6 protein-coding genes are annotated in these 15,032 nt (G+C 59.3%); 2 read left to right on the forward strand and 4 right to left on the reverse strand.

Annotated features, from left to right (window positions below):
• Window positions 1-29 precede the first annotated feature (29 nt).
• From JIN81_RS01900 to JIN81_RS01910, 3 genes are all read right to left on the reverse strand, one after another.
• Window positions 30-5,483: a beta strand repeat-containing protein gene (locus tag JIN81_RS01900; RefSeq protein ID WP_200275739.1), complete on the reverse strand. Its 5,454-nt coding sequence runs from the start codon at window positions 5,481-5,483 to the stop codon at window positions 30-32.
• Window positions 5,484-6,076: 593 nt separating this feature from the next.
• On the reverse strand, window positions 6,077-7,633 hold the full coding sequence (locus JIN81_RS01905; RefSeq protein WP_200275741.1) for an FG-GAP-like repeat-containing protein: 1,557 nt from the start codon (window positions 7,631-7,633) through the stop codon (window positions 6,077-6,079).
• A 101-nt stretch (window positions 7,634-7,734) separates the two neighbouring features.
• Entirely contained in the window at window positions 7,735-8,031 is a 297-nt protein-coding gene (locus JIN81_RS01910; RefSeq protein WP_200275743.1) for a hypothetical protein, read from the reverse strand.
• Between the two features lie 52 nt (window positions 8,032-8,083).
• On the opposite strand from JIN81_RS01910, the gene JIN81_RS01915 reads away from it, so the two are divergent.
• Together JIN81_RS01915 and JIN81_RS01920 are read left to right on the forward strand one after the other, a co-directional pair.
• Window positions 8,084-8,890: a hypothetical protein gene (locus tag JIN81_RS01915; RefSeq protein WP_200275745.1), complete on the forward strand. Its 807-nt coding sequence runs from the start codon at window positions 8,084-8,086 to the stop codon at window positions 8,888-8,890.
• Window positions 8,891-8,932: 42 nt separating this feature from the next.
• Window positions 8,933-9,787 carry an MYG1 family protein gene (locus tag JIN81_RS01920; protein ID WP_200275747.1) on the forward strand — a complete coding sequence of 285 codons (855 nt, stop codon included), beginning with the start codon at window positions 8,933-8,935 and terminating at the stop codon, window positions 9,785-9,787.
• Window positions 9,788-9,879: 92 nt separating this feature from the next.
• Here the strand turns inward: JIN81_RS01920 and JIN81_RS01925 are convergent, their stop codons facing one another.
• Window positions 9,880-15,030 (reverse strand): beta strand repeat-containing protein, encoded by a 5,151-nt coding sequence (locus tag JIN81_RS01925; protein WP_200275749.1) that lies wholly within the window; start codon window positions 15,028-15,030, stop codon window positions 9,880-9,882.
• Window positions 15,031-15,032 lie beyond the last annotated feature (2 nt).

Here is a 15,032-nt window from a genome sequence, read left to right on the forward strand (position 1 = left end):
CCCTGTGAGAATCAGCTTTCTACGAGTGCTCAGGGTGCCTGATTCACGAGGCGAGCGAATCCGGTCGATCCGGTGAACAGCACCCGAGGAATCGTGACTTCCACGCGATCGACCCCTGGCTCGAAGCCGTCGGTCGTTGTGTTGATGGTGACACCACCCACACCCGCTTCAGCCTCGGTCCATCCGACGAGGTTGTCGCCGTATTCAACGTAGACGTCTTCACCTGCCGAGTCCTGAGTCTGGCGGAAGGTGAACACCATGTTGGTGGCGTCGACGGTAGCAGTCGGCAGGAGGTTGTTGGAGTCCGTGCCGTTCGGATCACCACCGATCACGAACTCGATGCCGTTGTCCACGCCATCTCCGTCGGAGTCGACGTCACGACCGGCACCTGCGATACCGTTGGTGGTTTCCCATGCCAGGTATTCGTCGCCGCCCGTGTATTCGAGCACCAGGTCATTGCCGCTCACGACAAGCTCCCATGTTCCGGATCCCGAGGTGAAGGCAGTGTCATCGACCACCACAATCAGTGGATCGAAGTTGGTGATGCCATTCGTTGTCGAGATCAGCGTGAAGCTTGCATTGCCCTCGCTGAAGTTCGCCAAGGTGTCCTCGGTAATGACTACGGAGAAGCGGTTGAGGCTGGTCGACTGGAAGTCGACGGAATCCGCAACGATGGTGTCATAGCCGACTCCAGCAGCTCCGGTCCAATCCGAGATCTCCCACGCGTAGTTGGAGGCTGGAACAAACGTGAGTGCGCCGGTGGCGGTCAGTGTGCCGGCCGAAGCGCCAGGCGAGACGGTGCCCGCGATGAACGAGCTGCCATCCAGTGTTCCGTTGCCCGAGAGCGTCTGGGTTGCGGAGATGGCGTAGCCGCTGACGGCAGTGACATCGAAGGTTGCTCCGGAGGCCACGTCGATGACGGGCGAATCCGAGTGCGACCCGGTCGGAGCCAGAGCGAAGGTCCCTTCCGTGATGAGCAGGTTGCCCGAATGGGTGTTCGTCGCCGATGAGAGGAGACGTCCGGGACCATTCTTGATCAGCTGATTGTCACCCGTGATGGCTCCGGTCATGAGGAAGTCGGTATCAGGATCATTCACGGTGATCACTGAATTGCCCTCTCCGGTGAAGTAGCGACAGGAAATCTCCGAAGATGTCGCTGCGTCTTCAACGATGATGTCGGTTCCACCAAAGCCGCGTGCCTGAATCTGGCTATCGCTTCCCGGGAAGTTCTCGATCGTGCCTCCGTTCATCGTGATGTCCCGGACGTAGGTTCCGCTGCGGACCTGGAAGGTTCCGCCGTTGAGAGTCATGTCGACGTTCGGATCATACCTGCCTCCATACGAGTGGGAGTTCCAGTTGACCACGGTCGCACCGGCTTCAACGGTCATCATACCAGTGCCCTGCGACGGGTTCTGATACCAACCGCCACCTGTCAGCAAGACGGTTCCGGAGTTCACCGTGAGGCCACCCGTGTTCGAGTTGCGGCCTGCCAGGGTGAGGGTGCCGGTTCCGTTGTATTCCATCCCGCCTGAGCCGCTGATGGTACCTCCGCCGATGGTGGAGACGGTGTAGTCGTTGCTTCCCACCATCTGCAGCAACCCATCGTTGACGATGATGTTGTTGTTCACCGCGCCGTCAGGGAGGTTGAGGATCAGCGTGTCGTCGTTGGTGATGGTGCTGCTCGTGGAGATCGAACCGCTGGTGCCATCACCAATTTGGAGGGTGCCGGAGCTGACAACGGTCTCACCCGTGTAGGTGTTGTCGTTGGTCAGGATGGTGGTTCCACCTCCGGCGATGGTCAGATTCGCTGATCCACCGATGCCATCGCCCGAGAGGGTGAAGGTGTCCGTGTTGTTGTTGAACAGGACGTCGGCGGGAGTGATTGGACCGACCAAAGTCAGGTTGGTGTTCCCCGAGCCATCAACGAAGCCGACTTGGTCGAAATCGTAGTAGTTTGAGGCGTTCAGATCGCTGTCCGTTTCCCAGTTGCCTGTGGAATTGACGTCCCAGACACCGTCCACGCTGCCAGTCCACGTGATGGAATCCACCGAGTCCACCGAGACGTAGATGGTGGTGTCGAGTGGGTCCGCCACGGTCCCATCCACGAGGCTTACAGCGTAGTGTGGGTTGGGCAGGGGATCGAGCGAGAGCGCTCCGAAGCCGGCGCCCTGAATGGTTCCGGTGTATTGGATGATCGGGAAGGTGTCTCCAATGAACAGCTGCCCGGTTGGGATCGCGGTCACTGTGTTGCCGCCGACGGTCAAACCGTCAGCCGCGTTGACCGTCAGTGTTTCGGGTGCCGCGAAGCTCAAGCGGAAGACCGATTCGGAACCGGCCTGGAGGTCGAGGGTTTCGACGGTTCCTGTTCCTGTCGTTTGTGGAGTGCCAACCCCGATGGCACCACCCGAAGCGATGGTCACTGGCGAGGCACCTGTACCGGTGGCACCGTTCACATAGAGCGTGCCGCCGTTGACGGCGGTGTTTCCGGCGTAGGTGCCGGTTCCCGAGAGCACCAGGTTTCCGCTGTCGACGGAGAGTCCACCGGCTCCGGAAAGCGCACCACTCAGTGTGATCGTATGAGCACCTGCTTGGAAGCTGGTGTCTCCGTTGGTGCCGGTAAACTGGATGGGAAGGCTCGTGGACCAGTCGCTGGACCAGTCATAGCCCGGCTCGGCGGAGGAAGAGGTCGTGCCGACGACCCCGCCACCGAACTCGATCGCGTAGTTGGCTCCACCGTTGCGGATGCCCCATTGGCCGACGTTCAGGGTTCCCCCCGTGAGGGAGAGCACGTGTGAACCCGCAGCTCCGGTGCTGCCACGACCGTCGAGCACGAGCGAGGTGGCGTTCAGTGTTCCGCCGCTGATGGCGAGGCTTCCTTCACCATCGATTCCGAGGAACACGTTGGCTTGGCCTTCGTTGGTCGGGCTGGTCACGGTGTCCGGCAAGCTGAGGCTGCCGCCCGAGATGTTGATGCTCGAGGTCGATCCACCCCAGTGGCCGATGCGGACATCGTTCTCAACACGCACATCGCCAGCGGTGAGGTTGGAGGTGTGTGGCTGACTGCCATTCTGACCCAGCTCCCAGTCTTCCAGCAGCATGAGGCCGCCGGCTCCGTTGCCGAGATTGATATTGGTGGTGCCGGTGCCGAGGTCGAGTCCACCATTGCTTCCACCGTTGGTGGATCCGTCGGCGATCACGGAGCTTGAATTGAAGTTTACGGTCGAGGCTCCTTGGACCCGGATCGGGCCGCCAGTGGCGGTCAGGTCGCCATTGAAGGTTACCGTGCCGGAGGCGGCGAGGACACTGCCGTCAAGGGTGGTATCACCGTTCACGACGAGAGAGCCACCATCCGAATGGGTGAGGCGTCCGGTTCCCACGATGTCGGACTCCACGGTCGTCGTGAACCCGGTCCAAGTGTGGAAGCCGGAATCACCGCCGTTGAGGGTAATCCCGCGGTTTGCCGAGATGGTGAGGTCGCCGCCGGCGCCTGCCGTTCCGCCTTGGATGCGTCCACCTCCTTGAAGGATGATGGAATCGGCCGTGGGCGATGCGGGTGTGTCACCAATGGAGGTCTCGTCGGCAAGGCGAAGTCGCCCTGAGGAGACCGTGGTCTGACCGGTGTAGCCGCTGTTGGATGTCGACTCGATGACGAGGAATCCAGTGCCGGTCTTCTCAAGATTGAAGGCTCCGGAAAGCGCGCCCGAGAGCGTTCCGACCGCGCCAGCCCAAGTGGTGAGACGGCTGTCACTTTGGAGGGTGACATCGCCGGCGACGCTTGCCCCGGTCTCAAATCGGATGGCTCCGAGTTGTCCTGCGCCTTCGGTCGTTCCATTCCCATTGATCAGGACGTTGTTGGCAAGGGCTCCGCCCGTGACCCAGAGTTGTCCGCCAGAGAGTACGGTGATGTCGCCTGAGCCCAGGCGGTCGCCACCTGAGGAGTTGGCAGCGACACGAGCACCGTCGATGGTCACGGCACCGGTGAATCCCGAGAGGTCACCGCCAGCCGTGATGGATGGATCCGAAGATCCAGCACCGAGGAAGCTCAGGTCGCCGGCGCCCGTGAAGGAAATCGTTGAAGTGAAGCCTCCACCTGCGTTGGACAGGACCACGTCACCACCTGCGATGTCCACCGTGCCGTTCATGCCCGGGCTGCCTCCGAGGAGCGTGAGTGTTCCCGTGCCGGTTTTTACGACATTGCCATCGCCGGAGAAATTCCCTGCGTAAGTGCTGTCCAGATTGGAAGTCCCAATGGTGAGCGTGGCTGCGGAGTCAATGTTGGTTTCTCCTCCACCAGCGATCTGATTCCAGTCCTGATCGGCCAGTAGAAGCGTGATGCCTCCGACGTTGACCGTGCCGGTGATGGTATTGGTCGCGTTGCCCAGAGTCACCGTGCCTGAGGTTGTGAGGTCGCCGGCAGTGATCTGCGAATTGACAGTCAGGCCGAAGTCGTCGCTCCGAAGCAGCCCGAGGCCACCGCTGAGGTCGAGGATGCCGCTATCCAAGGTGATTTCACCTTGTTGGACCCATACGGCGTCGGCCACTTGGGTTCCATTGAGGGTGATGGTGTGAATGTTCACGCCATCCGTTCCTGCGGAGAAGACGGCGGCGTCACCGGGATTCCACGCCACGGTGGCAAGCTCACCGTTGGCATCGGACGTCCAGAAGGAATCGGTTCCCCAAGTGCCATCAAGGGTTCCGTCAGCGGTGTCGCCCGAACCCGTGGTGAGGCCATTGGCATCCCAGTAGGCCAGAGTGCCTGCATAGGCGTTGACGATCTGAAGACCTGCAATCGGGTTGCGGCCAACCGTTCCACGGTCACCCGCGATGGTGAGGACGGGAGCACTGGCGATCTTCAGGAAGTTGCTTCCTTCCACCAGGGCATCCGCATCCGTCCAGTTCTGACCGGAGAAGCTGGTGTTGTAACCGACGGCCAATGCGGTCTGCGAGCCGTCCCACGTGTAGAAAGACCCGTCGATGCTGACGGGGTTGTAGGCGGCAGGATCGCCTTGGTCCGATGAACGGATGGCATACACATCCGAGAGGAGGAACTGACTGTTGTTGAGGGTGACCGACCAGCCGGCTCCGCCGTCGTCGAGATAACCCTTCAGGAGGTTGGCATTCTCCGAGGTGCCGGTAGCAGCGCCTGCTCCCGAGAAGTAGGTGTTGTTGGAACTCCAATCGATCGAGAGTCCGGGCACCACGGCACCGGTCTCGTCGACAATGGTTCCTGCGGCCAGAGTGCCGGTTGCGCCACTGGCGTTGTTCCAGAACTCTCCGGAAATCGGGATCGCGCCTGCCGGGTTGGCGGCGGCGGCGGTATCAACCGCCCGCTGGTCGGAAGCCAAGTTCACGCTGATGGTTTGAGCGTTCAGGCTGCCAATCGTTGCGACGGCGGCAATGCAGGCCGCCGGGCAGTAGGTGAACCCCGTTTGGAGGGCAGAGCGTAGGAGGGTATCTCTTAGGTTGTTTTTTGGAGCAGTCATAATGGAATCGTTATCATCCAGACGCATTCCCTCTGCGGGTGACAAGAAGATTCCTTTATCGTTAGAAAAATGAGCTAAGAGACCATTTGAATGAGAGGTGTAGAGACACTTGGGCCAATGGTGGGCCGGTTCTGCTGCCAGAGAAGCGTGATCTTATTGCATTAAGAGCTTATAATGAGTGTCTTACGCAAAGAAGCGTAGCCAAAGATGTTCTTGAGTAGATGGGTTTCCATCCCATCCGCTCATCCTAGTTGGTTTGCGGAAAATAAAGTAAAGACTCAAAAAAACATACATTTAGAGCCTCTTTGAGCTCTTTTGAACATCGAATTCAGACGATTTTGTCACTTTCTCATGAGTTTAGCTGGAACGATGTCCATTCTTGGCCGGTAGAGAGGTCACCAGTCGCCTTGAAAAGGATGGGTTCGTTGAGATCGGTGGCTTGTGCCCAATTATTTCGGATCTCTTGAGCTTAGGCAGATTTTAGTCGCTCCAGGTTCGCGATGAGTTTCATGGGGTGGACCCGCTGAAACGAAAGCGACCCGGTCCAACAGGAACGGGTCGCTTCGGATGTTAGAGGGCTGAAGGGGGAACGCCTACTTTTTGGAGCCACGCGCCAGCGCCTTGATCCCAGCTTTCCTGATGGCCCTCGCTTCCGCAGCCGAAATCAGGTCAGCGCCTTCAAGGTCCTTGATGAGGTCGACGAAGCGTGTGACGAAGCGACCCTGGTTGCCCAGCTCTTCCGGAGTTGGAAGGGAGTCGAAGCGATCCGTGAGTGTGATACCATTCTCGTCGAGGCGGTTTTCAACTCCGGTATCGCTTCCAAACAGCTCGATGGTGGGCGTGGTGTTGGAGTTCGGATTCGCATCTTCGGAATCCGGAACTCCGTCACCATCGGAATCAACGACGAGATCAACCTTCCAGAACTGAGCGCTTCCGTAGCCGCCGGTTTGTGTGTCAGCGAGTCTTGGTTCCCCAACCACGAAGCCCAGTCCGGGGAGGATGGACAGTGATTTGCCCAGATAGGTGAAAGGTGAGTCTGACTGAACATCCAGTAGAAGACTGCCGTCCTCTCCGGAAATCATACGGAAGCCGCCGAAGAATCCGGCTGGGCCGACCTTGAAGCCAGGGGAACCGATGAGCCAATCCGTGAAGCCGTCCCCATCATCGTCGATTCCGCCCCCGACGACGATCGGCTGGGCGAAGGGGTGATTGGGAATACTCAGGTCATGGACGATGGATAGGTCAGTTCCCGAGACGACGAAGCAGGTGCCTCCCGATGAGGAGCCGACCATCAGGTCGGGCAGGCCGTCGTTATTAGAATCGTCGACGGCTGCGAGTGTGGCCCCCAAACCGTTGTTCAAGCTGTTGCCCGACAGGTTTGCGATCCGGGTTTGGTCGCTGCTGCCGAAGAGAGCTACCTGACCCACGGGAGCTCCGTCCGGTCTGGAGCCGGGAGCGCCGACGGCAAGATCAGGCTTCGAGTCACCATCGATGTCTCCAAGGGGCGCGATCGCCACGCCGAAGGATGCGGTGGGTTCGGTCGATGAGACGGACCACAGTTGGAAGCCGGTTGCCCCGGAAATCACTTCGACCCGGCCTTGTCCTGGGGCCCCAACGAAGAGGTCGTCGATCCCATCTCCATCCTGATCGCCTGCTGGCGCAAGAGCGCTGCCGAACTGGGAAAAGCCACTCCCGGTGACTTGGAGAATCAAAGAGCCATCTGCACCCGAGTAGATCCAAACGGATCCCGAGTAGAACTGACCATAGGGAGCTCCCACGGCGAGGTCCGTGATGCCGTCTCCGTCTGCATCGAGTGAAGCCAGAGAGGCTCCGAAGAATTGGGATTGGCTGGCCTCTCCGCCGAATTCATCAAGGATCTGCCCGTCGGCACCACTGATGATGTAAGCGGCTCCCGAGCTGAAGAATCCGTCGGCGGTCAATTGGGGATCGGAGACGGCGAAATCATCCGTGCCGTCGTCATTCCAATCTCCGACGGCGGCGAAGGCCGAGCCTAGAGCGAAGTTGTCGTTGGCGGCAGCGAGAGTGAAATCAAGTTCTGCAGCGTGTAGGGCAATGAGGCAGGGAGAGCCGGCGATCAGCCCGAAGGCTTGCCGGGTACTCCGCCAGTTGGGGTGGTATGGCGGTTTCATGGTGGTAAGGGTGAAATACCATGGTCGCCATGAAAGCTAACTGATGTCAATAATCAGTCTAACCGTTAAGTTATGTTAAGTAATCGCCTGAGAGCCACCAGTCAATCCAGTAGAGCAACGGCGATTTCGAGCCACTCTTGATGGAGATCCGCATCTTGGGCTGGGGCAGGCTTGGACGCTCGGGCATACCAGTAGCAGGCATTGCCGTAGTCACCTTCCTTACGATGCAGCCAGGCATGGATCCAGGCGCCGGCCGGGTCCGGCAGGTTTTGGCACTGATCGTGGGCGTCGTGCCAGCGTCCGGCGCGAGCCAGCCACAAGCATCGGCCAGTGGCATCGAGTTCTGTGGGCGGTTGGGCGTCGGATGTCGCGGACTCGGCAAGCTGTTGGGCAGTCATGATGGATAAATCTCTGGCAAATTCGGTGGGTGGAGCTTTCTTAGGGGCTGTCATGAGAACGATTCTTCCCCTGCTTCTGATCGCGTCCGCGCCAATGATGGCCGATACCCTTCCTCAACTCAACGAGAAGCCTTGGGTCGGCTGGTATGCGGGCTCCGAGAACCGCGGATTCCATTTTGGAGTCAAGATGGATGGCGTCGGTGAGTTGATGCCGGTCACCAACAAGGGAGTCATTGGCAGTCCCAGGGAGTGGATCTCGTTCACTCCGGTCATCGAGGAGATCCTGCCAAGTGGACGAGTGGTGACCAAGCAGGTGGCCGAGGACGGCTGGGAAGCACTCACCGAGTCCACGGACGATGCCGAGAAGATCTCGTATCGCGGCACGGTGACGGGTGGCGCCAAGTTCGAGGTCCATTTCGAGATGGGTAAGGGTGAGATCCTGGGTGGAGGGAAGTTGCTGGAGAAGGGGGATCTCACCGAGAACCCGATCCGCTTTGCATTGCGGGTCAAGATTCCCAATGTCTACCACCACGACCGGGATGAGGACAAACTGGAGAAGAAGGCCGAGGGCGACAAAATCCAGATCGTGCGGGCTGATAAAAAGAAGCTGAAGTTCGATGCCTGGGAGCCGGTATGGGCCGAGAAGGATGATGTCAGTGGTCCCGGAGTCCAGTCGGCGCGGATTGATCTCGAAGGTTATGATGGTGCCAAGGTGGAACTGGATGCAGGGGACAAAGGGCTTTTTGAGATGTGGAATGGCTCCCTTCGTCCGCTCTACAAGGGTATCACCTTCGGGTGGAAACCGGATCCAGCCAAGGATCCCGATGGCAAGGGACGCTTTGTGGTCTCGTTCAAGTGACCGGGGTTGCGTCCTCGTGGAGGCGCACTAGTCTCCGCCTCCATGTCGATTCATCAGATCCTCACTCATCCGGGCGGCGCTCATAAGGACGAGTTCCTCGCGTGCTGTGTCCTTGCAGCCGTGCACGGCTGCACCATCGTCCGTCGGGAGCCGACTCAGGCGGATCTTGACGACCTGTCGACCGCGGTCGTTGACGTTGGCGGGGAGCATGATCCGTCGAGGGCGAACTTCGATCACCATCAGTTCCCCCGGGATCATGAGCCCGTCTGTGCGCTGAGTCTGGTGCTGATGGATCTCGGCATCTACGAGGATGCTCGTAGTTTTTGCGATTGGTTGGAGACGGCCGAGCGATTCGATGTGACAGGTCCGAACTCGACCGCCAAATGGCTCGGGGTGGAGCGCGATGCCCTGGCTCGGTTGGTTTCACCGATCGACATCACCCTGCTGCGTCGGTTCGCGATGGTTTCCCAAGTGAAGGCAGGCGACCCGCTTTACGAAGTGATGCGGTGGGTGGGTGAAGACCTGTTGGAGTTCATCAAATCCCTGCGTCAACGTCTGGCCTTCGTGGCGGAGCACGCCGAGGTCTGGGAGGTGGATGGGCTGAAAGTGCTGTTCATGCCGCGGACCGATCCGATGCCGGAGGAGGCATCGGCCGGGCTGGGTCGCTACATCGAGTCCCTGGGGCTGGAAAAGGAAGTGGCAGGCATGGTCTATCCTGATCGACGCGGTGCGGGCTACGGCCTTTCACGTTTCAATGACGATGCCCGGTTTGACTTCACCCGGATTGAAGGGGAAGAGGATGTTCATTTCGCCCACGCGCGTGGTTTCGTGGCGAAGTCTTCGGCCGATCAGGTCGAACGGCTCAAGGAGTTGCTGAAAATTGCCCGTGTGGTGTGAGGATTCCGTGGGGGGCTCTTTGAATCTCCCGGCACAAAAAAGGGCCGCCCGGTCAAACCGGACGGCCCTGGGAATTAAGTATTAACGATTCCTCATGGGGCCGGAGCTTCGTTCACCAAGCGTGCGAAGCCGGTTTCCCCACCTCCGAACAAGGCGCGTGGGATGGTAACCTCCACCCTATCCACACCTGGTGCGAAGCCGTCTGTGGTCGTCGCGATCGTGACGGGATTTGGGCCTACTGGTTCGCCCGCCTCTGCCTCGGTCCAGCCCGTGAGGTTGGTGCCGTATTCGACGAACACATCTTCGCCCGCAGAGTCCTGAGTCTGACGGAAGGTGAATACCAGATCGGTGGCGTCTACCACGACCGTCGGAAGGAGGCTGTTGGAGTCAGCTCCGTTTGGATCACCGCCAATGACGAACTCGATGCCGTTCTCAACACCATCGCCATCCGAGTCGACGTCACGACCTGCACCTGCGATGCCATTCGCCGTTTCCCACAGGTCGTAAGGAGTTCCCACGGCTCCGGTGGTCACATCGAGGACGCCGGTTCCGGTGAATCGGGAGTCGTCGATGTTGGCGGCTCCTGATCCAGTGGCTCCCCACGTGCCAGCAGCTTGGAGGACACCGTCGAAGAACAACGCGTTGATCGTATCGCTGGCGCCATGAGCCAGGTCGATGACTCCCGTGGTGTTGATGTTGACGTCCGCACCGTCATCCAGATCCGGGAAGCTGAGGCTCAGGACGCCATCGCTCACCGTGGTGGAGCCTTGGTAGTCGAGGAGGCCGTTCAGTGTCAGGGTGCCTGTGCCACTCTTTACGAGGGCGAGGTTGCCTTCATTGACTCCGGGCCCACCGATGAACCCTTCAAAGGTCCGACCTCCACCGTTGTAGTTTACGATGAGGGTCGATTCGCTGGCAGCGCCACCGATGATGCTGCTTCCGATGTTGCCATTGTGGCCACCGATGTCTGCGACGGTTTCGCTGAAACCATTGAGCACGAGGGTCGAGGACGTGCCGCCATCGCCGAGAATGAGTCCGGCCGTGTCAGCAATCCTTTCGTCCGCACCGAGGATGAGTGAACCATCAATGATCCAAATTCCTTCAGCGGAGGTGCTGGCACCGTTGAGGAGGATGGATCCTGCCCCGGACTTCCAGAAGTTCACCTGGATGCCTCCGCGCTCCACGCTACCGTTACCAGAAATCACACTATCGATGATGAGATCACCCGTGGCGGTATTTGCGCCAGCCGCAACGATCGAGCGATAGCCGAAGCCGCCGCTGTTGATGTTGACATCACTCGGGATCACCGAGCCAGAGGCATCGGGATTGACGTTCAGATGGACGCTGTTGATATCGAAGCCTGAGAGGGTGGCGCTACCGCCTCCGAACGTCCGGATCGTCGTTGGGGCGGTGGTCAGCTTCAGGCCACCGTTGCGCTGGAAGTTGAGGTTCCTTCCACTACCGAGATAGAGGCCTGACGTCGAGGCAACGCCACTGCCCTCAATGGTCATCCCGTGGTCGTATGCAGACGTCCTGGAGTAATCCATTTCCAGAATGGCACCAGGTTTGATGGTGTAATCAGAGTTGCCTGTCTTACCATTCATGCGGAGTGTCCCCTCTTCCACGGTAATGCCGCCTGTCCAGGTTCCTCCGGACGAGACCATCAGGCCTTCGCCGCTTTTGGTGATGCTACCATCACCCACCACAGGACTGGTCACATTGACGGTCTCACCAAGCGGGATATTGAAGCCGCCGCCACCGGGAGCAGTTGTGGTGATCCCTCGGTTGGCGATATCGAAGTCGAATGACCCGATTGTCTTGATGATGCCACCGTTGAAGGAGATTTGGTCAGCAGTTGCAACGCCGGGAATGGGTCCGAAGACATCGACTCCGTCGACCTCAAGGATGCCACCGTTGATGGCTGTCTTGCCGGTGTAGGTGTTCGTTCCGGTGATGGTTTGTGTCCCTGCTCCGACTTTGGTCAACGCAAGGACGCCACCTGCGTTCTCAAGCAACCCAGAGAAGTTTCCATCTGCGTCACCTGCACCGATGGAAAGCACGGCCGTGCCTCCGCCGGGTGAGTTGGTATTGATGGTTCCGCTACCACTCAGCGCTCCTACCGTTTCACTAGCTGTAGAGAGACGCAGGAAGGCGCCAGAGGAGATGGTTACATTGGAGGTGTCAGGAATCCTGTCACCGGCACCTGCAACGGTGCCGAGTTGGAGTCCTCCAGGACCCGTCGTGGAGATCGTTAGATCACCCACCCAGAGGGCGGGTGAGGTTTGGAAGATTGTGCGGCCAGCACCGGTGACGGTCACATCGCCTGTTCCCGTGATGTTGTCGTAGTCCGTCCGGTCGGAGGCGTTCGAGTCAAGAATCACGTCGCCTTCGAGCGTGATGTTCGAGAATCTGTTGTTGTTTCCACTTCCGGTCACGCTGGCTTGGCTACCCAAGGTCGCGGTGCCGGTTCCCTCACCAGAGATAACCACGGGGGTGCCGAAGTTGATCCGGTTGGTGTCGAGATAGAGGGCAACGTCGGAAGCTCCCGTGTTGCTGTCGCCCAAGGTGATGGTTCCCGCTCCCAATGCGCCAGCTTGGCGAACAAGAATGCTGCCTTCGCTGATCACCGATCCGCCGGTGTAGGTGTTGGGTGCATCCATCGCCAGTACCGAGCTTCCCGTTTTCAGCAGGCTGCCCAAACCGGAGATGAAGTTGCCTGCACTTCCGGTGATCGAATAAGTTGCGGAGTCGGTATCCACAACCATGGAGCCCGGTTGAAGCTCGCCGACCAAGGTAATGGCTGGATTGGCCCCTGAGTCGTCAAAGGTGACAAGGTCTTGGTCGTAGAATGTATTCGCACCGCCGTTCAGCCAGTTGACCGAGGAATTTTGATCCCAAGTGCCATCGGTGCCACCTGTCCAGGTGAGATCTTCGTTGGTGATCGTCAGCAGTACCCGGGAGTTTCCTACATCGTCTGAGAAGACGGCGCCCCGGTAGCCTGCTCCTCCTGGGAAGCTGAGCTGGGTCGTGGGGTCTCCGGTCAATGTTCCGTAGTTGAAGACCGGAACAGTCGGGTTGACTCCGATCAATGCGTCAGTGAGTTCGACTGTGGTGGTTCCGATCAGTTCGACGTTGCCAGCTGCGCTGGGTCCACCGGTCGCCGGGATTTGGAGGGTGGTTCCTGTACTTCCTCCTCCCAGTGTGAGATCTCCTCCAATCGTCCCGTCACCGGCAAAGGCTCCAAGGTCGGTTGCTTCAATCGAGCCGCCGAACCCTCCATCCAACTGGAGGGTGCCGCCGAACACCGAAAGCACACTTGTCGAACTGCCGCTTGCTCCGCTGAGGACTGTGGTTCCCGTTCCATCTTTGAAGAGATCGGCATCGCCCGTGAGAGTGGCCTCGATGTTCTGGGTTCCATTCGTAAAGAATGTGAATCCGCCGCCGCCAGCTGTGCTGATCAGGTCGATCGTTCCATCTCCCGTGATATTTCCGATGATGTCGACGAAGTAGCCGTCCACATCGAATGTGGAGGTTGTGGCGGTCTGGGTCGTCATCCTGCCGGCCCAGTCACTGTCGTCCAATGCCGTGATCGTCCCACCTCCAAGATCCAGGACCTTGTTTGAGGCTGCCGAGATACCGCTGGCTCCAATTCCCAGATTACCGCCGTTGAGACTGTAGACGGCGGTGTTGTTGCGGCCGCTGTTGAAGTCGAGGCCGAGAATTAGGTGATCACCTCCGCTTTGAACAAAGGTCACATCGTTCGAATCCCAACCGAATTTCAGCTCGGCGTCAGGGGAGTTGATCGTGCCACCCGAAAGGTTGAAGGCACTTGTCGCTCCGCCGTTGCCCCAGTGACCCATCACGTAGGAAGAATTTTGATTCGAGTTGTTGAGCGTTCCTGTGATGTTCAGGGTGCCGCCTGTTTGATTGATCGTCGACTGGGCACCGCTCGAGTCGGCACTGACGAAGCGTGAGGTGCTGATGTTGGCACCCGTTCCGATGTTCAAAACTGAAGTCCCGTTTCGTACCCTGGTGGTGGTGATGCTCGAAGCGGCGGACCGGACGTCGAGAATGCCACCTTCCGCGCGCAACTCACCGGTCACATTGATGTCCCCGTTGAGGATCACCGTACCTCCGTTCGTTTTGGAGAGGCTACCCGGACCGACGATGGGTGATTCGACGGTGGTCGTCGAACCGGTGATGGTGTGGAAACCACTGTTGCCACTGCTGATCGTGATTCCACGGTTCGCTGAGATGGTGAGATCGCCTCCTCCTGCCGAAGTGCCTCCCTGAAGTTTGGATCCGTTTTTCAGGATGATGGAGTCTGCGGTGGCCACCGCGGGGGTGTCGCCAATCGAGGTTTCGTCAGCGAGGCGGAGGAATCCGCCCCCGACGATCACACTACCGGTGAAACCACTGTTTGCAGTGGACTCAATGTTCAGCACGCCGCCATCGGTCTTGGTCAGATCGCCGGCGCCAGAGAGTGAGCCAGTGAGGGTGGAGTCAACGCTGCCATAGACGCGGTAGTAGCCGGTCGTTGCGACTTCAAGATCACGGGTCAGCGTGAGTGCCCGATTCGGGTCAAGCAGGCCGCCGCCATCGAGTACGATCTTGTTGGCCGCATTGCCGAATGAGTCGTCATTTGTCCACGCCACAAGGCCGGCAGTGATGGTGAGGTCGCCGGAGAAAGTGTTCGTGCCAGCCAGGTCGATCTCGGAGTTGGAACCGCCACCTGAATCGGCGAGTGAACCGTGCGACGCGATGGTCAGGCCTCCCGTTCCGATCAGCGCGGAAGAGATTACCACGTTCCGGTTACTCGCTGCACCCAGTGCGGAGCTGTCAATGGTATCTGCACCTATGTCGATGGTGCCGCCCGCGAGGGTGACGGTGTTGCCCGCTTCCTCGATGGTGATTCCGGCGGGATCGACGGCGGTTGTTACTGTGGCGGTGAAGTTGGTGCCGTCTGTCCCTGCCGAGAAAACAGCAGTCTCCGAGTCGGTCCAACCTGTAGTGGCGATGTCACCCGCGGCGGCGGTTGACCAGTTTGTACCCGTGTCCCAGTCGGCCGAAGCATTTCCTGATCCTGGTGTAAGATCGTTGGTGTCCCAATAGAGGGGGGCCGCCGAGGCGGTATTGACCACAGCTACAGCTGCGAGGGCACAGGCCGCTGGGCAGTAGCTAAAGCTGGTATGAAGTGCGGAGCGCAAGAGGCAACTGCGCTGGAAGTTTTGGTCTCTTTTCATGC

Origin of the sequence: Haloferula rosea (assembly GCF_016595525.1) — a bacterium.
Lineage (GTDB): Bacteria > Verrucomicrobiota > Verrucomicrobiia > Verrucomicrobiales > Akkermansiaceae > Haloferula > Haloferula rosea.